Origin of the sequence: Microbacterium horticulturae, assembly GCF_029094505.1 — a bacterium.
Lineage (GTDB): Bacteria > Actinomycetota > Actinomycetes > Actinomycetales > Microbacteriaceae > Microbacterium > Microbacterium horticulturae.
This window is the reverse complement of record NZ_CP119108.1, coordinates 2,498,614-2,516,799: the sequence shown is the minus strand read 5'-3', so window position 1 is coordinate 2,516,799 and position 18,186 is coordinate 2,498,614. Positions and strand designations below refer to the sequence as shown.

17 protein-coding genes and 1 riboswitch are annotated in these 18,186 nt (G+C 69.3%); of the genes, 3 read left to right on the top strand and 14 right to left on the bottom strand.

The annotated features are described in order from the left end of the window. Nucleotides 1-232: 232 nt before the first annotated feature. From ribH to ribD, 4 genes are read right to left on the bottom strand one after another with little or no spacing between them, the layout of a single operon-like run. Nucleotides 233-715: a 6,7-dimethyl-8-ribityllumazine synthase gene (gene ribH / locus PU630_RS12065; RefSeq protein ID WP_275277306.1), complete on the bottom strand. Its 483-nt coding sequence runs from the start codon at nt 713-715 to the stop codon at nt 233-235. Next, complete coding sequence (gene ribA, locus PU630_RS12060) at nt 712-2,025, bottom strand: GTP cyclohydrolase II (protein WP_275277305.1); 1,314 nt, start codon at nt 2,023-2,025, stop codon at nt 712-714. Before ribA ends, ribH begins: the two co-directional genes overlap by 4 nt. After that, on the bottom strand, nt 2,022-2,672 hold the full coding sequence (locus PU630_RS12055) for a riboflavin synthase (protein ID WP_275280101.1): 651 nt from the start codon (nt 2,670-2,672) through the stop codon (nt 2,022-2,024). Before PU630_RS12055 ends, ribA begins: the two co-directional genes overlap by 4 nt. After that, nucleotides 2,672-3,778: a bifunctional diaminohydroxyphosphoribosylaminopyrimidine deaminase/5-amino-6-(5-phosphoribosylamino)uracil reductase RibD gene (ribD, locus tag PU630_RS12050; RefSeq protein ID WP_275277304.1), complete on the bottom strand. Its 1,107-nt coding sequence runs from the start codon at nt 3,776-3,778 to the stop codon at nt 2,672-2,674. The genes PU630_RS12055 and ribD overlap by 1 nt, the downstream gene beginning before the upstream one ends. A 61-nt stretch (nt 3,779-3,839) precedes the next feature. Next, nucleotides 3,840-3,992: riboswitch (FMN riboswitch) on the bottom strand. Between the two features lie 259 nt (nt 3,993-4,251). Here ribD and PU630_RS12045 point away from each other — a divergent pair. Next, nucleotides 4,252-5,952, top strand: coding sequence for a glycerol-3-phosphate dehydrogenase/oxidase (locus PU630_RS12045; RefSeq protein WP_275277303.1), 1,701 nt, complete (start codon nt 4,252-4,254; stop codon nt 5,950-5,952). Nucleotides 5,953-6,128: 176 nt separating this feature from the next. After that, on the top strand, nt 6,129-7,673 hold the full coding sequence (glpK, locus tag PU630_RS12040) for a glycerol kinase GlpK (RefSeq protein ID WP_275277302.1): 1,545 nt from the start codon (nt 6,129-6,131) through the stop codon (nt 7,671-7,673). Nucleotides 7,674-7,861: 188 nt separating this feature from the next. Here glpK and PU630_RS12035 read toward each other — a convergent pair whose 3' ends face one another. From PU630_RS12035 to sdhC, 10 genes are all read right to left on the bottom strand, one after another. After that, nucleotides 7,862-8,722, bottom strand: coding sequence for an Fpg/Nei family DNA glycosylase (locus tag PU630_RS12035; RefSeq protein WP_275277301.1), 861 nt, complete (start codon nt 8,720-8,722; stop codon nt 7,862-7,864). A 33-nt stretch (nt 8,723-8,755) separates the two neighbouring features. After that, nucleotides 8,756-9,310, bottom strand: coding sequence for a GNAT family N-acetyltransferase (locus tag PU630_RS12030; RefSeq protein ID WP_275277300.1), 555 nt, complete (start codon nt 9,308-9,310; stop codon nt 8,756-8,758). Between the two features lie 141 nt (nt 9,311-9,451). Next, complete coding sequence (gene trpS / locus PU630_RS12025; protein WP_275280100.1) at nt 9,452-10,435, bottom strand: tryptophan--tRNA ligase; 984 nt, start codon at nt 10,433-10,435, stop codon at nt 9,452-9,454. A gap of 70 nt (nt 10,436-10,505) precedes the next feature. Then, nucleotides 10,506-10,940, bottom strand: a complete 435-nt coding sequence (locus PU630_RS12020) for a hypothetical protein (protein WP_275277299.1) — start codon at nt 10,938-10,940, stop codon at nt 10,506-10,508. 177 nt (nt 10,941-11,117) lie between these two features. After that, nucleotides 11,118-11,960, bottom strand: coding sequence for an exodeoxyribonuclease III (locus PU630_RS12015; protein WP_275280099.1), 843 nt, complete (start codon nt 11,958-11,960; stop codon nt 11,118-11,120). A 62-nt stretch (nt 11,961-12,022) separates the two neighbouring features. Further along, nucleotides 12,023-13,249 carry a YihY/virulence factor BrkB family protein gene (locus PU630_RS12010; protein WP_275277298.1) on the bottom strand — a complete coding sequence of 409 codons (1,227 nt, stop codon included), beginning with the start codon at nt 13,247-13,249 and terminating at the stop codon, nt 12,023-12,025. 63 nt (nt 13,250-13,312) lie between these two features. Next, on the bottom strand, nt 13,313-14,080 hold the full coding sequence (locus PU630_RS12005) for a succinate dehydrogenase iron-sulfur subunit (protein ID WP_275277297.1): 768 nt from the start codon (nt 14,078-14,080) through the stop codon (nt 13,313-13,315). Continuing rightward, nucleotides 14,080-15,906, bottom strand: coding sequence for a succinate dehydrogenase flavoprotein subunit (sdhA, locus tag PU630_RS12000; protein ID WP_275277296.1), 1,827 nt, complete (start codon nt 15,904-15,906; stop codon nt 14,080-14,082). Before sdhA ends, PU630_RS12005 begins: the two co-directional genes overlap by 1 nt. Before the next feature lie 40 nt (nt 15,907-15,946). After that, a complete protein-coding gene (locus PU630_RS11995; protein ID WP_275277295.1) occupies nt 15,947-16,399 on the bottom strand; it encodes a succinate dehydrogenase hydrophobic membrane anchor subunit in 453 nt (150 codons plus the stop codon). 1 nt (nt 16,400) lies between these two features. After that, nucleotides 16,401-16,835, bottom strand: coding sequence for a succinate dehydrogenase, cytochrome b556 subunit (sdhC, locus tag PU630_RS11990; RefSeq protein ID WP_275277294.1), 435 nt, complete (start codon nt 16,833-16,835; stop codon nt 16,401-16,403). Between the two features lie 200 nt (nt 16,836-17,035). On the opposite strand from sdhC, the gene PU630_RS11985 reads away from it, so the two are divergent. Continuing rightward, nucleotides 17,036-18,151: a mannose-1-phosphate guanylyltransferase gene (locus PU630_RS11985; protein ID WP_275277293.1), complete on the top strand. Its 1,116-nt coding sequence runs from the start codon at nt 17,036-17,038 to the stop codon at nt 18,149-18,151. Nucleotides 18,152-18,186: the final 35 nt, after the last annotated feature.

Sequence of the window (18,186 nt, the reverse complement as noted above, 5' to 3'; positions counted from 1 at the left end):
CTCGCGAGATCCGGTGCGACCTCGCGAGGTCGTACGCGTTTTCGCGAGGTCGTACGCGTTTTCGCGAGGTCGTACGCGTTTTCGCGAGGTCGTACGCCTTTCCGCGAGGTCGCACGCGTTTTCGCGAGGTCGTACCTGGTTTGCCGAGGTCGTACGCCTTGTCCCGAGGTCGTACGCCTTGTCCCGAGGTCGTACGGAACCTCGCGAGATCGCCTACGACCTCGGCGGCGGCTCAGCGACCGGCGCGCAGCTGAGTCAGCACCGTGACCATGCGCAGAGCCGCCTCGGCGGCCTCAGCGCCCTTGTCTTCCTGTGAGCCCTCGAGACCCGCGCGGTCGAGGCCTTGCTGCTCGTCGTCGAGAGTCAGCACTCCGAAACCCACCGGCTTGCCGGCATCCAGCGCCACTCGGTTCAGGCCGTCGGTGGTGGCCTGTGACACGTACTCGAAGTGCGGGGTGCCGCCGCGGATGATGACGCCGAGCGCCACGACCGCGTCTGCACCGCCGGCGAAGGCGGCCTGTGCGGCGAGCCCCAGCTCGAATGAACCGGGCACGCGCACCAGCGTGTGCGCGGCACCCGCCGCATCCAACGTCCGCTGCGCGCCGGCGACGAGGCCCTCGGTGATGGTCTCGTGCCAGGTGCCGGCGACCACGACGACGTTCACGCCGTGCCCGTCGACCTTGTGCGGTGCGCGGGGCGCTCCGGTTCCGCTCACGCTTTCGCTCCCTCGTGTCGTGCCGTGCCATGCTGCTCGCCGCCGTCGGCGTCCTGCATCTCGTGCAGGGCCTCTTCGAGCTCGTCGGCGTCGATGATGTGGCCCATCTTGTCGCGCTTGGTCTGCAGGTACTGGTGGTTGTTGGGCCCCACGCCGACAAGCAGCGGCACCTGCTCGACGATCTCGAGTCCCAGCGCGCGCAGCTGGTCGACCTTGTCGGTGTTGTTCGTCAACAGGCGCACCCTCTGCACCCCCAGCTCGGCGAGGATGCCGGCGGCGGCGGCGTAGTCGCGGGCGTCGGCGGGCAACCCCAGCGCGAGGTTCGCGTCGACGGTGTCGAGGCCACCTTCCTGCAGGCTGTAGGCGCGCAGCTTGTTGATGAGGCCGATGCCGCGGCCCTCGTGCCCGCGCATGTAGACCACGACGCCGCCCTCGGCATCGATCTCGTCGAGCGCGGCCTGCAGCTGCGGTCCGCACTCGCATTTCAGCGAGCCGAACGCCTCGCCGGTCAGGCATTCGGAGTGCACGCGCACGAGCGGTGCGTCCATCGACCCCAGGTCGCCCGAGACCACCGCGAGGTGATCGGTGCCGGTGGTGCGGTCCTTGTACGCGAGAAAACGGAAGGTGCCGTGCGAGGTCGGCACGGTCGCCTCGGCCCGCAGACTCACGCGCCGGCGATGGGCTGCGGTCTCGGAGCGCGGCTGGTGCTCGTCGAGGTAGGCGATGAGCTGCTCGATCGTGATGACCGGCACGCCCTCGCGCTCGCCCATCTCGATGAGCCCCGGCAGGCGCATCATGCTGCCGTCGTCGGCGACGACCTCGCCGATGGCTCCGACCGGCGCCAGCCCCGCCAGCTTCATCAGGTCGACGGCGGCCTCGGTGTGGCCGCTGCGTTCGCGCACGCCGCCGTCGACGGCGCGCAGCGGCAGCACGTGTCCGGGGCGGATCACCGACCTCGGCGTCGACGCGGTGTCGGCCAGCACGTTGAGGGTGTGCGAGCGGTCGGCGGCACTGATTCCGGTCGAGATCCGGTCGGCGGCATCCACGCTCACGGTGTATGCCGTGCCGCGGGAGTCCTCGTTGTTCGCCACCATCGGCGGCAGGTCCAGGCGCTCGGCCCACTCGACGGGCATCGGCGCGCACAGATAGCCGCTCGAGTAACGGATCGTCCAGGCGAGCCACTCGGGCGTGGCCAACTGCGCCGACAGGATGATGTCGCCCTCGTTCTCGCGGTTCTCATCGTCGGCGACGAGCACGGGACGGCCGGCGCGCAGACTCTCCAGCGCCTCCGGGATGGTGGACAGGCTCATGCGAGCCTCCCTTCTTCAGAAGTGGATGCCGCACCGGCCGCGCCGGTGAATGCGAGAAGGCGGCGCACATGGCGCGCCAGAATGTCGGTCTCGAGGTTCGTCCGGTCGCCGGGCGCACGCTCGCCGAGCGTGGTGGCGGCGAGCGTCTCGGGGATCAGCGACACTTCGAACCAGGGCTCCGGAGCGCCGGCGGGCGAGGCGCTGCTCACCGTGAGCGAGACACCGTCGACGGCGATGGAACCCTTGTCGACGACGAGGTCGGCGAGCTCGGCGGGCAGGCCGATGCGCAGCACGCGCCACTGGTCGCCCGGGCGCACTTCCAGCACCTCGCCGGTACCGTCGATGTGCCCCTGCACGATGTGCCCGCCCAGCCGCGCGTGGGCGGCCAGCGCCCGTTCGATGTTCACGCCGCGGCCGGCCGCGGCGTCGCCGAGCGTCGACATGTCGAGGGTCTGCTTCATGACGTCGGCGGCGAACCAATCGTCCCCGCTATCGACCACGGTCAGGCACACACCCGACACGGCGATGGAGTCGCCATGGCCGGCGTCGGAGACGGCCGTGGGGGCGTGGACGGTGAGGCGGACGCCGTCCCCTGACGGCTCGACGGCGGTGATGCGACCCACCTCTTCGATGATTCCGGTGAACATCACGATCCCTTCGTGTCGGTCGTTGCGTGAGGCACTGTGTCTTCGTGCCCGGTCGTTGCGTGAGGCGCTGCGGGCGCCGAGCCGAAACGCCCGTGCGCCGGCGTCGGCTGGGCGATGACCAGCAGGTCGTCGCCGAGCTTCTCGACCGACACGATCCGCAGCCGCGGTGCGTCGGCGAGCGTCGACACGCCGATGTCGGTGAGAGCGAGGCGGTCGCCGCCGATGAGCACGGGAGCGACGTACGCCAGCACTTCGTCGGCCAGGCCTGCGCGCACGATGGCGGAGGCAACGGTCGGCCCGCCCTCGACGAAGAGGCGCTGGATGCCGCGGTCGCGCAACTCGGAGATGGTCGCCTCGAGCGTGTCGGAGAAGAGCGGGGAGTGGGGATGCCGCCGGATCGCGGCGTCCGCAGGCACCCGCCGGGTGCCGAGCACCACGGGAACCGGCTGGTGCTCGTACAGCGTGCCGTCGGGCCGGCGCGCGGTCAATGCGGGATCGTCGGCCAGCACGGTGCCGGTGCCGACGAGGATGGCGTCGGCGGCCGCCCGTCGAGCGTGCACATCCGCGCGCGCGCGCGGTCCGGTGATCCACTGGCTCGTGCCATCGGAGGCCGCCGCCCGGCCGTCGAGACTCTGGGCCCACTTCACCGTGATGAACGGGCGCCCCAGACGCACGGAGACCAGCCAATCGTCGATGAGGACGACGCCCTCTTCCGCGAGCACGCCGGCTTCGACATCCACCCCCGCCGCCTGCAGCCGCGCGGCGCCGCCGCCGGACTGCACGCCGGGGTCTTCGGCGCTGAACACGACGCGCCCGACGCCCGCTTCGATGAGGGCGAGCGCGCACGGGCCGGTGCGACCGGTGTGGTTGCACGGTTCGAGGGTCACGATGACGGTGGTCCCGCGGACCTCGTCGGTCGACAGATGCGAGAGCGCGTCGACCTCGGCGTGCGGGGTGCCCGCGCCGCGGTGCCATCCCTCGGAGATCACATCGCCGTCGGGGGAGAGGATGACAGCCCCCACTTGCGGGTTCACGCCGCGCGGGCCGCGTCGGGCGAGGGCGAAGGCACGCCGCATGGCGTCGCGTTCGGGCCGAGTCGCCGGCATCCGCTCTCCTCGCTGTCTGGCTCCGGAGGCGTGCCGTGGGCATCGCGCGAAGAGCGCGATGCTCGTGCTGCCTCCCATCCGGACTAGCGATGGCCTGCCATCGCATCACCGTCGGTTCCGGAATTCCACCGGATCAGACACGCGACCTGTTCGGGCCGTGCGTCTCGCGGACTGTCACCGCCGGTTCGGATTCTCACCGACCCCGGAGCACGTAGTGGCTCCCAGTCTACTCAACGCGCATCGTGCGGTCGCATTCCCGCTCCGCCGCCTCCTTCCCGCGGCACCCTTCTCGCGGCACCCTTCCCGGGCCCCCTCCCGGTGAAAGTGCAGCGGGCGGACGAGGGAGCGGTTGCTTCCCTATCCCTCGGCGACCAGCTGCACTCTCACCGTTGACGGGCGCCGTGAGGGCGGCGCGGCGGCGCCGGGGGTCGGAGGCGTCGCATAGCCTGGAGGTGGGGAAAGGGGAGTGGCACATGCAGGCGACACTCGCACGTGACGGCTTCGCTGCGCTCGCCGCCCGCCCGTACGCCGACGTGCTCGTGATCGGCGGCGGCATCAACGGCATCGCGACCTTCCGCGACCTCGCGCTGCAGGGCGTCGACGTTGCGCTCGTCGAGCGCGGCGACTTCGCGAGCGGGGCATCGGCGGCGTCCAGTCACATGATCCACGGCGGCATCCGCTACCTCGAGAACGGCGAGTTCCGCCTGGTGCACGAGGCCGTCACCGAACGCAACATGCTGCTGCGCACCGCGCCGCACTACGTCGTGCCGCTGCAGACCACGATCCCGATCTTCTCGACGTTCTCCGGCGTCCTGTCGGCGCCGTTGCGCTTTCTGAGGCACGGCACCGGACGCCCGCGCGAGCGGGGCGCCGCGCTCATCAAGATCGGCCTGGAGATCTACGACTCCTTCTCCCGGGGCGGCGGCCGCGTCCCGCGCCACACCTTCCACGGTCGGCGCGCATCGCTGCGCGCGCTCGCGCACCTGAACCCCGAGGTGAAGTACACCGCGACCTACTGGGACGCCTCGCTGCGCGACCCCGAACGACTCGCGCTGGATGTTCTCCGTGACGGTGTTGCAGGGGGAGTGGATGCCGCGGGCCCGCGTGCGCGGGCGGCGAACTACACCGCGGCGGTCGGGGTCGACGACGGCCGGGTCGTGCTGCGCGAGAGCGACGGCGACCGTGAGGTGCGGTTCGCGGCATCCGTCATCGTCAACGCGACCGGCCCGTGGACCGATCTCACCAATGCGGCGCTGCACGAGCCGACGCGCTACATGGGCGGCACGAAGGGCTCGCACATCGTGCTCGACCACCCCGAACTGCTGGCGGCCACCGGCGGGCGCGAATTGTTCTTCGAACACAGCGACGGGCGCATCGTGCTGATCTACCCGCTGCGCGGTCGGGTGCTCGTCGGAACGACCGACCTCGAGCACGACATGACCGAGCCGATCGTGTGCACCGAGGCGGAGGTCGATTACTTCCTCGAGCTGATCGGCGATGTGCTGCCGAGCATCGCCGTGTCTCGCGAGCAGATCGTGTACCGATACGCCGGAGTGCGTCCGCTGCCCGGGCACGGCGACCTCGCGCCGGGCTTCGTGTCGCGCGACTACCGCATCGAACACGTGCGGTTGCCCGGCGACGTCGTGATGCTCAGCCTCGTAGGCGGCAAATGGACGACATTCCGCGCCTCGGCCGAGCACCTCGCCGACCAGGTGCTGGGCGCCCTGGCGTGGCCGCGTCGACGCACCACGCGAGGCGTCGCGATCGGTGGAGGCCGCGGCTACCCAGAGACCGAACGCGCGCGACAGCAGTGGATCGCCGACCATGACCCGGGCCTCGGCCCCGCGCGTCTGGGCACGCTGCTCACGCGCTACGGCACGGTGGCCGCGGATGTCGCGGCCGCCGTCGCCGACGATGCCGATGATGCGCCGCTGCTGTCGGCGCCCGAATTCAGCACGGGCGAGCTGCGCCATCTCGCGCAGACCGAGGCCGTGCGTCACCTCGACGACCTGCTGTTGCGCCGCACGGCGCTCGGCTTCACCGGACGTGCGACGCCCGCCGCCGCGGCGGAGGTCGCCGCAGCCGTCGCCGGCACGCTGGGCTGGAGCCCAGCCGAGGCCGCCGCCGAAGTCGAGCGGGCGGTCGCCGCCGTGCACGCCGCGGTCCCCGCCTGAGCCCTGCCTCCCGCCTCGCCCCGCTCACCCCCGCGCGACGCGCCCCGCGAGGTCGCACCGCGTCTCGCGAGGTCGTAGCGCATCTCGCGAGGTCGTACCTGCTTCCGCGCGCTGGTGGGACGGTGCCGGCGCGGTAGCGTGGCACGACGGCATCCACTCACTGCAAGGAGGCACCCGTGGCCCGACATGTCCTCGCGATCGACCAGGGCACCACCTCGACCCGGGCGATCGTCTTCGACGACGATGGGCAGATCGTCGCGTCGGCGCAGCGCGAACACGAGCAGATCTTTCCGCGCGCGGGCTGGGTCGAGCACGACCCCGTCGAGATCTGGACCAACACCGAGTGGGTCGTCGCGCACGCACTGCAGCGCGCGAGGCTGTCGGCGAGGGATGTCGCGGGCATCGGCATCACGAACCAGCGTGAGACGGCCATTCTGTGGGACCGCCGCACAGGGCGCCCGGTCGGCAACGCGATCGTCTGGCAGGACACCCGCACCCAGGAGCACATCGACGAGATGGCCGCGGCGCATGCAGACGGGACGCAGCGGTTCGCCGACGCGACCGGGCTGCCGCTGGCGACCTACTTCTCGGCGTCGAAGATCGCGTGGATGCTGCGCCACATCCCCGGGGCACGGGAGGCGGCCGAGGCGGGCGAGGTGCTGTTCGGCACCCCCGACACGTGGGTGATCTGGAACCTCACCGGAGGCAGCAGCGGCGGCATCCACGTCACGGATGTCACCAACGCGTCGCGCACCCTGTTGATGGATCTGCAGACGCTGGACTGGTCGGACGAGCTGCTGGCCGCATGGGACATCCCCCGTGCGATCCTGCCGGAGATCCGCTCGTCGTCGGAGATCGTCGGCGACGCGCAGCTGCCGACCGTGGCCCGCGGCATCCCGATCGCCGGAATACTCGGTGACCAGCAGGCGGCCACCTTCGGACAGGCGGCATTCGAGGCGGGCGAGTCGAAGAACACCTACGGGACCGGCAACTTCCTCATCGTGAACACGGGGGAGAAGATCGTGCGCAGCGAGCACGGACTGATCACCACGGTCGCGTACCGGTGCGCAGGCGACCGCGCGCGGTTCGCCGTCGAGGGGTCGATCGCGGTGACCGGCTCGCTCGTGCAGTGGCTGCGTGACAACCTCGGCATCATCGCGCGGTCGGAAGACGTCGAGACCCTCGCAGCGACGGTCGCCGACAACGGCGGCGCGTACTTCGTGCCCGCGTTCTCGGGCTTGTTCGCCCCGTACTGGCGGCCGGACGCGCGCGGCGCGCTGGTGGGGCTGACGCGGTACGTCAACAAGGGGCACATCGCGCGCGCCGCGCTCGAGTCGACGGCGTTCCAAACCCGCGACGTGATCGACGCCGTGAGCGCTGATACCGGGCGCACGCCGCCCGAGTTGCGGGTGGACGGCGGGATGACGCGCGACGATCTGCTGATGCAGTTTCAGGCCGACATCCTGGGCATTCCGGTGGTTCGGCCGAAGGTCGTGGAGACGACGGCACTGGGCGCCGCGTACGCCGCGGGCCTTGCCACGGGCGTGTGGAGCGGGTTCGACGAGTTGCGTGCGCTGTGGCAGGAGGACCGCCGCTTCGAGCCGGCGATGGACGAGGACGAGCGTGAGCGCCGCTACCGGATGTGGTGCAAGGCCGTCGCCAAGTCGCTGGATTGGGTCGACGACGACGCGCGCATCCTCATGGGTACGCACGACGCCTGAGGCAGCCCGCCGCGTCGAGGGTGGATGCCGCGGTGCGGTGCGACCTCGCGAAGACGCGTACGACCTCGCGGAAGCGCGTACGACCTCGCGAGAACGAGTACGACCTCGCGGAAACGCGTACGACCTCGCGGAAACGCGTACGACCTCGCGGAAACGCGTACGACCTCGCGGCGAGGGGACGCGCGCGGCTACTTGAGCAGGCGGGACAGGCGGCGGTCGGCGAGCAGCTTTCCGCCGGTCTGGCAGGTGGGGCAGTACTCCAGGCTGTTGTCGGCGAAGAACACGCTGCGCACGGTATCGCCGCAGACGGGGCATGCCTCGCCCCGGCGCCCGTGCACGCGCATGCCCCGGCGCTTCGCGTCTTTGAGATCGGCGGGCGGCTTGCCGGAGGCGGTGGCCACGGCATCCTGCAGCGTCTCGATCATGGCCGCGTACAGTCGGTCGATCGCCTCGTCGTCGAGGTTCGCGGCCAGCGCGTAGGGCGACATCTTGGCCGCGTGCAGGATCTCGTCGGAGTAGGCGTTGCCGATACCGGCGATCACGGCCTGATCGCGCAGGAGCCCCTTGATCTGGGTGCGCTTGCCGGTCAGCAGCGCCGCGAACGCGTCGCGCGTGAACGACGGGTCGAGCGGGTCGGGACCGAGCCGCGCTATGCCGGGCACATCCATCGGGTCGCGCACGACGTACACCGCGAGTGACTTCTTGGTGCCTGCCTCCGTGAGGTCGAACCCCGAGTCGTCCGACAGGGCGATCCGCAGCGCGATCGGGGTGCGCCCCGGCTTGATGATCGTCGACGGCAGCGTGTCGTACCAGCGCAGCCAGCCGGCCTTGGCGAGGTGGAAGACGAGGTGCGCGGCATCCGTCGCGATGTCGACGAACTTTCCGTGACGTGTGACGCCGGTGATGGATGCCCCGCGCAGCGCTTCGATCGGAGGGTCGTACGTCTTCAACGCGGCGATCGCCGCGACCGAGGCGCGCGTGATCTGAAGTCCCGTCACGCGCTCGTCGAGGAAAGCGACGAGCCCTTGTACCTCCGGCATCTCGGGCATGCGCCCATCCTGCCACGGGGTGCCGACGTGCGGTCAGAGGATCGGCCAGTCCACCGGCGTGCGGTCGTCGCCGGGCAGCAAGCCCGCGATCCAGCCGTCGTGCCGGCCGCGCGGGTCGGAGAGCGCCTGGCGCAGCATCCCCTCGTATCGGAATCCGAGCGCGCGCGCCGTGCGTGCCGAGGGGATGTTGCCGACCACCGCCCGCCATTCGATGCGCGCGAGTTTCAGCTCGGCGAAGGCGTAGTCGATCACCGCGCGCGCCGCCTCGGCGAGAAAGCCCCGGCCGCGGGCCGGCGCGGCCATCCAGTACCCGATCTCGGCGGCGCCGCCCTGCTCGAGGTGCGCGAGGCCGATCATCCCGACCCAGGCGCCCTCGTGACGGATCGCCCAGTTCAGCTGCGAGCCCTCGTCGGTCCAGGCGGCGGCGCGGGCGATGAAGTCTCGGGCGTCGTCGAGCGAGTAGGGCGAGGGAAGCGTCGTCCAGCGCGGTACTTCGGGGTCGGCCGCAGCCGCGGTGATCGACTCGGCATCGTCGAGGGTCGGCAGGGCGAGCTCAAGCCGCGCCGTGCGGAGGGTGACCGGTTGCATCCCGACAGGGTATCGCCCCGCGCGCGGCCGCCGTGCGGGGTGCACGCTATCTCGCGGCCGCCTCTGTTCCGGCGTGAGATCGCGCGTCCACTCCGCCGCGTCCCCGTGCTCGTCTCCTGCCGCGGTCGTCCGCCGCCGAGGTCAGAGCACGACGCGACGGAGCAGCCCGACCTTGTCGTACACGTCGGCGAGGGTGCGGTTCGCTACCTCGGCGGCGCGCTCGGCGTTGGCGGCCAGCACGCGGTCGAGCTCGGCCGGATCGTCGAGCAGCGCCAGCGCGCGCTCGCGCACGGGACCGAACTCGTCGACCACCACCTCGGCGAGACCCTTCTTGAAGTCGCCATATCCGCGGCCGGCGTACTCGTCCTCGATCGTGGGGATCTGCTTACCGGTGAGCGCTGCGTAGATGACCAGCATGTTCGAGACACCGGGCTTGTTCTCACGGTCATAGCGCACCGACCCCTCGGAGTCGGTGACGGCCCGCATGATCTTCTTGGCGGTCTTGCTGGGCTCGTCGAGCAGCCACAGCACACCGGCATCGGTCGCGGCCGACTTCGACATCTTCGACGTGGGGTTCTGCAGGTCGTAGATGCGCGCCGTGTCCTTCTGGATGACCGGCACCGGCACCTCGAAGGCCGCGCCGTACCGCGAATTGAAGCGCTCGGCGAGGTCACGGGTGAGCTCCACGTGCTGCTTCTGGTCTTCGCCGACCGGCACGATGTCGGTCTGGTACAGCAGGATGTCGGCGGCCATCAGCACCGGGTAGGTGAACAGGCCGACCGTGGTGCCGTCCTGTCCGTAGCGCTGCGACTTGTCTTTGAACTGCGTCATGCGGCCGGCCTCGCCGAAACCGGTGAGCGTCGAAAGGATCCAAGCCAGCTCGGAGTGCGCCGGCACGTGCGACTGAACGTAGAGGGTCGACTTCGAGGGCTCGATACCCGCCGCGATGTACTGCGCTGCGGTGCGCCGTGTCTTCTCGCGGAGCTCAGCGGGGTTGTTCGGCTGGGTCAGCGCGTGCAGATCGACGACAGAGAAGAACGCGTCGTAGGTCTGCTGCAGGTCCCGCCACTGCAGAAGCGCCCCGATGTAGTTGCCGGCCTGGAGGGAGTCGGCGGAGGGCTGCATTCCTGAATAGAGACGGGGCTTGTTCACCGGACAAGTCTACGGGTGGGATGCCGCAGCCCCCGCGTCGGCGTCAGTGGTCGCCCGGCAGCACGGCGTCGCGGATCTGTACCACGACGTCGGTCAGCGTGTCGAGCCGCTGGTCGATCGCGTCGAATCGTTTGTCGTGCGCGTCCAGCCGCTGGTCGATGGCGTCGAACCGCTTGTCGTGTGCGTCCAGGCGGTTGGCGTTCGCCGTCGCCATCGTGGTGAGCAGTGCAACGTGCTCCTCGACGGTGGCGATGTCACGACGGGCGGCGGCGATGTCGGCCGACACCAGCAGATGCTGCGAGCGGATGGTGTCGCGCAGGCCGTCGAACTGCTTGTCCATGCCGACGAAGTACAGGCTCGATGCCTGGATGTGTGCATCGAGGCGGTCGCGGGTCGCCTGCAACTGGTCGGTGTTCTGATCGAGGCCCCGCGCTATGGCCTCCAGGGTGGGCGCAACGGGTTCGGCCATGATGGTCACGGCACTCCTCTCGCGACCGTTCATCGCGGTCGACGGCTGAATGCGGCGAGGGCTCGCCGGTGCCACCGACGCTAGCGTTTCACAGGCCTGTGGAGGGGGCCGAAAACCAGATCCGTGGACAGGAGTACTACCCCCGCCCCGGGAGGAACCGCGTGCGCGCGGCGGCGCCGTAGATGCTCAGACTGCGTAGTCGACGACCACCGGCGCGTGGTCGCTCCACCGCGTGTCCCACGACGGCGCGCGGCCGATCCAGTACCCGCGCACGCGCTCGGCGAGGGCCGGCGTTGCGACGTGGTAGTCGATGCGCCACCCGGTGTCGTTGTCGAATGCCTTGCCGCGGCTCGACCACCAGGTGTACGGCCCGTCGATCTCGCCGTGGAACCGACGCCCGACATCGACCCATCCCAGGCCGGTGCCGGTCGACCCGTCGACCCCCGTGATGGTCTGGCCGACAGGCCCGAAGAAGCGGTCGAAGTACGCGCGCTCTCGCGGCAGGAACCCGGCGCGCTTCACGTTGCCCTTCCAGTTGCGGATGTCGAGCTCGCGGTGGCCGACGTTCAGGTCGCCCATGATGACCGCGTGCGACCCGGGAGCGTTCAGCTGCGGCATCCGCTTCTCCATCGCATCGAGGAACGCCCACTTCGCCTCCTGCTTGGGCGTGCCCACCTCGCCGCTGTGCACGTAGGCGCTGACGATCGTCAGGCCCGTGCCGCCCAGGTCGGTCTCGACCTCGAGCCAACGGCCCGCCGCGTCGACGCCGTCGCCGTCGAACCCGCGGCGCACCTCTGTGACCGGGGTGCGCGATGCGATCGCGACGCCGGCGCGGCCCTTGGCCAGAGCCTCGTCGTTGATGAGCTCCCACCCGGGCAGCGCCGCACGCAGCTGCTCGGCGGTGGCGCGCACCTCCTGCAGCGCCATGATGTCGACATCGGCCTCATCGAGCCAGCGCAGCATGCCATTGCGCACGGCGGCGCGGATGCCGTTCACGTTGATCGAGGCGATGCGGACGGTGTCGGGGATGCGGGAGGGAGCTGGCACGCTTTCCACCCTAACCGGCGCATCCGACACCGCTCAGCGTGACCTCATCGAGCCTCCGGGGGCGCGGACGCCTCGACCTCCGCGAGCTGTTCTTCGGCGTCGTGCACCTCGCGGGTGGCACGCCATCGCCGCCACCAGGGCGCGGCGGCGCGCGTCACGCGCGTATCGCGAAGGCGCACGTGCGCGGCCAGCAGCAGCGCTTCGTGTTCGGCGAGGGCGCGCTCGGCTTCGCTCGGCTGGGCGAGGGGGATCTCCCGGTCGGTCGCCGACACGGCGATCCACGAGGCCGCCACAAGGATCACGATGCCGATCAGCCGGAACCACAGCAGCAGCGCGATCATCACCGAGAACGTCGTCAGCAGCGGGTTGGACGGCGTATACGTGAACAGCAGCCCGACGCCCAGCTGCAGCACCGCGATGGCGGCCCCGCCCAGAAGCGCGCCGGGCCAGATCCGCCGCCACGGCAGCGATGTGCCGGTGAGGAACCGGAACAGGCCGGCCAGCGCCGCCGACGTGAGCACGAACCCGACGATGCCCGACAGCAGTTTGACCGCCACCTGCGACCAGGTCGAGCCGTCCAACCCGATCAGGCTGAGCAGCGTGTCCAGCGCGCCGCTGGCGATCCAGCCGACGATCGCGCCGATGATGAGCGCGATGCCGAACATCGCTCCCGCGAGGAAGTCGCGCGCCTTCAGATAGATGTAATTACGGGTGTCGAAGGGGAGCCCGAAGATGTCCCGCACCGCGCGCCGCGTGAACGTGACGAACCCGATCGCCGTCCAGATCGCCACGCCCAGCGCGATGGCACCGGTGATCGCCAGAACGCCGCTGGCCTGGCTCGTCACCTGCTGCACCGACTCCGGCGCGATCAGCGCGCCGTCCTCGTCGCTGATGAGGTTCGGGATGTAGCTGTTGATCACCTGGATCATGCGATTCACTGCCGGCGTGCTGTTGCCCAACCAGATGCCGATGCCGGCGAAAGAGGCGTACACGACGGCGAAGATCGCGAACAGCGACTGATAGCTGATGCTCGCCGCCAGCAGAAAGCCGTTGCTGCGCAGAAAATGCCGCCACACCCGGATGGGGAACCACGCGAGCGTGCGCCGGGTCAGAGCGGTCGCCCGGTTGATCGGCTCGTCGAATCGCTCCCGCAGGGACGTGGCTGCAGCATCCCACCGCTCGTGAAGCGTCTCGTCGTCGGGCGTGTCGGGATCTCGCGACGCCCGCGCCCGGGCGTCGGCCGCCGTCGCCCGTGCACGCGTCTGACCCACAGCTCACAGACTAGCGAGCGCCCGCCGGTTGCCCGACGAGCGCTCGCACAGAAGGGGTGAGATTCAGCGCCCGCCGCGCAGGATCGCCTGCTTGACCTCGGCAATGGCACGGGTGACCTGGATGCCGCGGGGGCACGCCTCGGTGCAGTTGAAGGTCGTGCGGCATCGCCACACGCCCTCCTTGTCGTTGAGGATGTCCAGGCGCACGTCGGCCGCGTCGTCGCGCGAGTCGAAGATGAACCGGTGCGCATTCACGATCGCCGCGGGGCCGAAGTACTGGCCGTCGGTCCAGAAGACCGGGCACGACGAGGTGCACGCCGCACACAGGATGCACTTCGTGGTGTCGTCGAAGCGCTCGCGGTCCTCGGCGGACTGCAGGCGCTCCTTGCCCTTCTCGGGGTGCGAGTGTGCGATGAGGAAGGGTTGCACGGCCTTGTACGCGTCCAGGAACGGGTCCATGTCGACGACGAGGTCCTTCTCCAGGGGCAGACCCTTGAGAGCCTCGACGTAGATCGGCTTCGAGATGTCGAGGTCCTTGATCAGCGTCTTGCACGCCAGGCGGTTGCGGCCGTTGATGCGCATGGCATCGGAACCGCAGACGCCGTGCGCGCACGAGCGGCGGAAGGTCAGCGACCCGTCCTGGTCCCACTTGATCTTGTGCAGGGCGTCGAGGACGCGCTCGGTCGGGTACATCTCGACGTCATAGTCGACCCAGCGGGGCTCGGCGTCGACCTCGGGATCGAACCGGCGGATGATGAACGTGACCAGGAACGACTGGATCGGCGCCTCGTCCGCCGGGGCAGGCTGGTCAGACTCGACGACAGTGGACATCAGTACTTCCTCTCCAACGGCGGGTACCGCAGCTCGCCTTGTTCGTTCTTGGTGAACACGACGGGTTTCCAATCGAGTTCGATGTGATCGGTGGCATCCGAAGAGTGCGGGTCACCGGTCAGATACGCCATCGTGTGCTGCATGTAGTTCTCGTCGTCGCGCTTCGGGTAGTCGTCGCGCATGTGGCCGCCGCGGCTCTCCTTGCGGTTGCGGGCGGCGTAGACGACGACCTCGGCGATGTCGAGCAGGAAGCCCAGCTCGACGGCCTCGAGCAGATCGGTGTTGTACCGGCGGCCCTTGTCGTCGACGTGCACGTTCTTGTAGCGCTCCCGCAGCTCTTCGATCGTGCCGAGAACCTCGCCCAGCGAGTCGTCGGTGCGGAACACCTGGGCCTTCAGGTCCATGTCGTTCTGCAGCGTCTTGCGCAGGGTGGCGACGCGCTCGGTTCCCTCGCCCGAACGCAGGCCGTCGATGAGCTCGCGCACCTCCTTGGCGGGATCGTCGGGAAGATCGACGAACTCGGCGGTCTTCACATACTCGACCGCGTTGTTGCCGGCGCGTTTGCCGAACACGTTGATGTCGAGCAGCGAGTTGGTGCCCAGACGGTTCGAACCGTGCACCGATACGCACGCGCATTCGCCGGCCGCATACAGTCCGGGCACGATGTCGGTGTTGGTGCGCAGCACCTCGGCGTTGTTGTTGGTCGGGATGCCGCCCATCGCGTAGTGCGCCGTGGGCATGACCGGCACCGGCTCGACGACCGGGTCGACGCCCAGGTAGGTGCGTGCGAACTCGGTGATGTCGGGCAGCTTGGTCTCCAGGACCTCGGCACCCAGGTGCGTGCAGTCGAGGTAGACGTAGTCCTTGTGCGGGCCGGCGCCGCGCCCGTCGAGCACCTCCTGCACCATCGACCGCGCGACGATGTCGCGAGGTGCAAGATCCTTGATCGTGGGCGCGTAGCGCTCCATGAAGCGCTCACCCGACGCGTTGCGCAGGATCGCGCCCTCGCCGCGGGCGCCTTCGGTGAGCAGGATGCCGAGACCGTACAGTCCCGTCGGGTGGAACTGGAAGAACTCCATGTCTTCGAGCGGCAGCTTCTTGCGCCAGATGATGCCCACACCGTCCCCCGTGAGCGTGTGGGCGTTAGAGGTGGTCTTGAAGATCTTGCCGAACCCGCCGGTGGCGAAGATGACGGCCTTCGACTGGAAGACGTGCAGCTCTCCGGTGGCCAGCTCATAGGCGACGACGCCGGCGATCTGGTCGGTGCCGTCGGCATCGGGCACCATGACGAGGTCCAAGACGTAGAACTCGTTGAAGAAGTTGATGCCCAGCTTCACGCAGTTCTGGTAGAGCGTTTGCAGGATCATGTGGCCGGTGCGGTCGGCGGCGTAGCACGCGCGACGGACCGCGGCCTTGCCATGGTCACGAGTGTGACCGCCGAAACGGCGCTGGTCGATCTTGCCCTCGGGGGTGCGGTTGAACGGCAGCCCCATGTTCTCGAGGTCGATGACCGCGTCGATGGCCTCCTTGGCCAGGATCTCCGCCGCATCCTGGTCGACGAGGTAGTCACCACCCTTGACGGTGTCGTAGGTGTGCCACTCCCAGTTGTCCTCCTCGACGTTGGACAGCGCCGCGGCCATGCCGCCCTGCGCCGCACCGGTGTGCGAGCGGGTGGGGTAGAGCTTCGAGATGACGGCCGTGTTCGCGCCGGGGCCGGCCTCGATCGCCGCGCGCATACCGGCGCCGCCGGCGCCGACGATCACGATGTCGAACTGGTGGTAGTGCACGCCGTCCTTGACGACGTCGCCCGATGTCTGGGTGCTCACGTGTGGGATGCCTCCGTGTCTGGGTGTCTTCGTAGCGTCTCTATCGGGCCTGGCACATCTGCCACAGCGAGCTGTCGGGAGTCACTCCGAGGCAGGGGTCGAAGGTGAAGACGACGAGGGTGCCGAGCAGGATCAGCAGCGCGGCGACGATTCCGAGCGCCCAGACCAGCACGCGGCGGGTGCCGTTGTGGGTCACGTAGTCGTTGACGATCGTGCGCATGCCGTTGCTGCCGTGGATGAGCGCCAACCACAGCATGATGACGTCCCACCACTGCCAGAACGGCGTGGCGTACTTGCCGACCACGAAGGCGAAGTCGATCTGACGGACGCCCTCGCCGAGCACGAGGTTGACGATGAGGTGGCCGAAGATGAGCACGACCAGGAGCACGCCCGAGGCGCGCATGAAGACCCAGCCCCACTTCTCGAGGTTGAGGCCCTTGCGGCGCGGCGGTGCGGCAGGAGTGCGCGGTGCGGCGATGGAATCGGCGGTCATGTCAGTTGCCCCCGGTGATCTCGGCCATGATGACCATGAACTGGCGCGGGATGAAGCCGAGCATCAGGATGACCCACAGGCCGATGACGCCCCACCACAGCTGGCGCTGGTACTTCGCGCCCCACTTGGAGAAGTCGACGACGATCACGCGCAGGCCGTTGAAGGCGTGGTAGGCGATCGCGGCGACCAAGATGATCTCGCCGACCCCCATGATGGGGTTCTTGTACGTGCCGATCACGGCGTCGTACGCCTCCGGCGCCACACGGATCAGTGCCGTGTCGAGGATGTGGACAAGCAGGAAGAAGAAGATCCCGATGCCCGTGATGCGGTGCAGCACCCAAGACCACATGCCCTCATGACCGCGGTACAGCGTGCCGCGCGGCGTCCGGGAAGTGGTTTGGGAAACCGACGGTGTCAGGCGTGCAGGTGCAGACACGGCCGTCCTCCAGAGTCGTACTCGAGTAGGGGCTGACGATGCCCCCCGAGGCCGGAAGACCTCGGCGTCACACAACGGGCGCTTGCCCATCCTATTCCCCTCCTGTGGTCGCGGCGGGTTAGGCGGGCCTTACCGTGAGGGCGGTGGCATCTCGTTCAGTGAGAGGTGAAGAGGGATGCCGCGGCCGATACCCTGGACGCATGTCAGCGCCCCTCTCCGACTTCCACGCCATCATCCCCGCGGGGGGCATCGGCAGCAGGCTGTGGCCGCTCTCGCGTGCCGACGCGCCGAAGTTCTTGCACGATCTGACCGGCTCCGGGCACACTCTGCTGCAAGACACGTGGAACCGCCTGGAGCCGCTGACCGGTGCCGACCGCATAGCGGTGGTCACGGGGCGTGCCCACCGCGCGGCCGTGGAGAAGGAGCTGCCCGGCATCCCCGACAAGAACGTGATCCTCGAATCAGAGCCGCGCGATTCGACGGCGGCGATCGGGCTGGCCGCGGCGATCCTGGTGCGCCGTGAGCCCGACGTGGTGATCGGTTCGTTCGCCGCCGACCACGTGATCCGCGTGCCGCACCTGTTCGACTGGGCCGTCCGTCAGGCGATCGCCGTCGCGCGTGAGGGGTACATCTGCACGATCGGCATCCCGCCCACCGAGCCCTCGATCGGCTTCGGCTACATCAAGAAGGCCGAGGAGCTCATCGTCGAGGGCGCGCCCGAGGCGGCGATGGTCGAGCGCTTCGTCGAGAAGCCCGACCTGGAGACGGCCAAGGAGTACTACGCCGACCGCTCGTACCTCTGGAACGCGGGCATGTTCATCTCGCGTGCCGACGTGCTGCTGGGCGAGATCGCCGAGAACCGCCCGCAGCTGTACGCCGGCCTCATGGATCTCGCCGAGGCCTGGGATGATCGCGACGCCCGCGGACCTGTGGTCGACCGGGTGTGGCCGACGCTGGAGAAGATCGCGATCGACTACACGGTGGCCGAGCCCGCGGCGGCCCGCGGGCGTCTGGCCGTCGTACCCGGGCACTTCGACTGGGACGACGTCGGCGACTTCGCCAGCCTCGCCAAGCTCAACTCCCACGGACGGCCGAACGATCTGGCGATCCTCGGCGAGAACGCCCGCATCCTCTCCGATGCCGCCAGCGGCATCGTCGTGAGCCAGACGAAGCGCATCATCTCGCTCATCGGTGTCAAAGACATCGTCGTCGTCGACACGCCCGATGCGCTGCTGGTGACCACGAGCGAGAACGCGCAGCGGGTGAAGGGCGTCGTGGACGCGCTCAAGCTCTCGGGCCGTGGCGAGGTGCTCTGACCGGGCGAAATGCTCGGGATGCCGCATCCCTTCGT

Bases quoted from the DNA above. Each gene is read 5' to 3' on its own strand.
- ribA (WP_275277305.1), bottom strand. From the start codon at position 2,025: ATGAGCCTGTCCACCATCCCGGAGGCGCTGGAGAGTCTGCGCGCCGGC.
- PU630_RS12055 (WP_275280101.1), bottom strand. From the start codon at position 2,672: ATGTTCACCGGAATCATCGAAGAGGTGGGTCGCATCACCGCCGTCGAG.
- ribD (WP_275277304.1), bottom strand. From the start codon at position 3,778: ATGCCGGCGACTCGGCCCGAACGCGACGCCATGCGGCGTGCCTTCGCC.
- PU630_RS12045 (WP_275277303.1), top strand. From the start codon at position 4,252: ATGCAGGCGACACTCGCACGTGACGGCTTCGCTGCGCTCGCCGCCCGC.
- PU630_RS12035 (WP_275277301.1), bottom strand. From the start codon at position 8,722: ATGCCCGAGATGCCGGAGGTACAAGGGCTCGTCGCTTTCCTCGACGAG.
- PU630_RS12030 (WP_275277300.1), bottom strand. From the start codon at position 9,310: ATGCAACCGGTCACCCTCCGCACGGCGCGGCTTGAGCTCGCCCTGCCG.
- trpS (WP_275280100.1), bottom strand. From the start codon at position 10,435: ATGCAGCCCTCCGCCGACTCCCTCCAGGCCGGCAACTACATCGGGGCG.
- PU630_RS12005 (WP_275277297.1), bottom strand. From the start codon at position 14,080: ATGTCCACTGTCGTCGAGTCTGACCAGCCTGCCCCGGCGGACGAGGCG.
- PU630_RS11995 (WP_275277295.1), bottom strand. From the start codon at position 16,399: ATGACCGCCGATTCCATCGCCGCACCGCGCACTCCTGCCGCACCGCCG.
- PU630_RS11985 (WP_275277293.1), top strand. From the start codon at position 17,036: ATGTCAGCGCCCCTCTCCGACTTCCACGCCATCATCCCCGCGGGGGGC.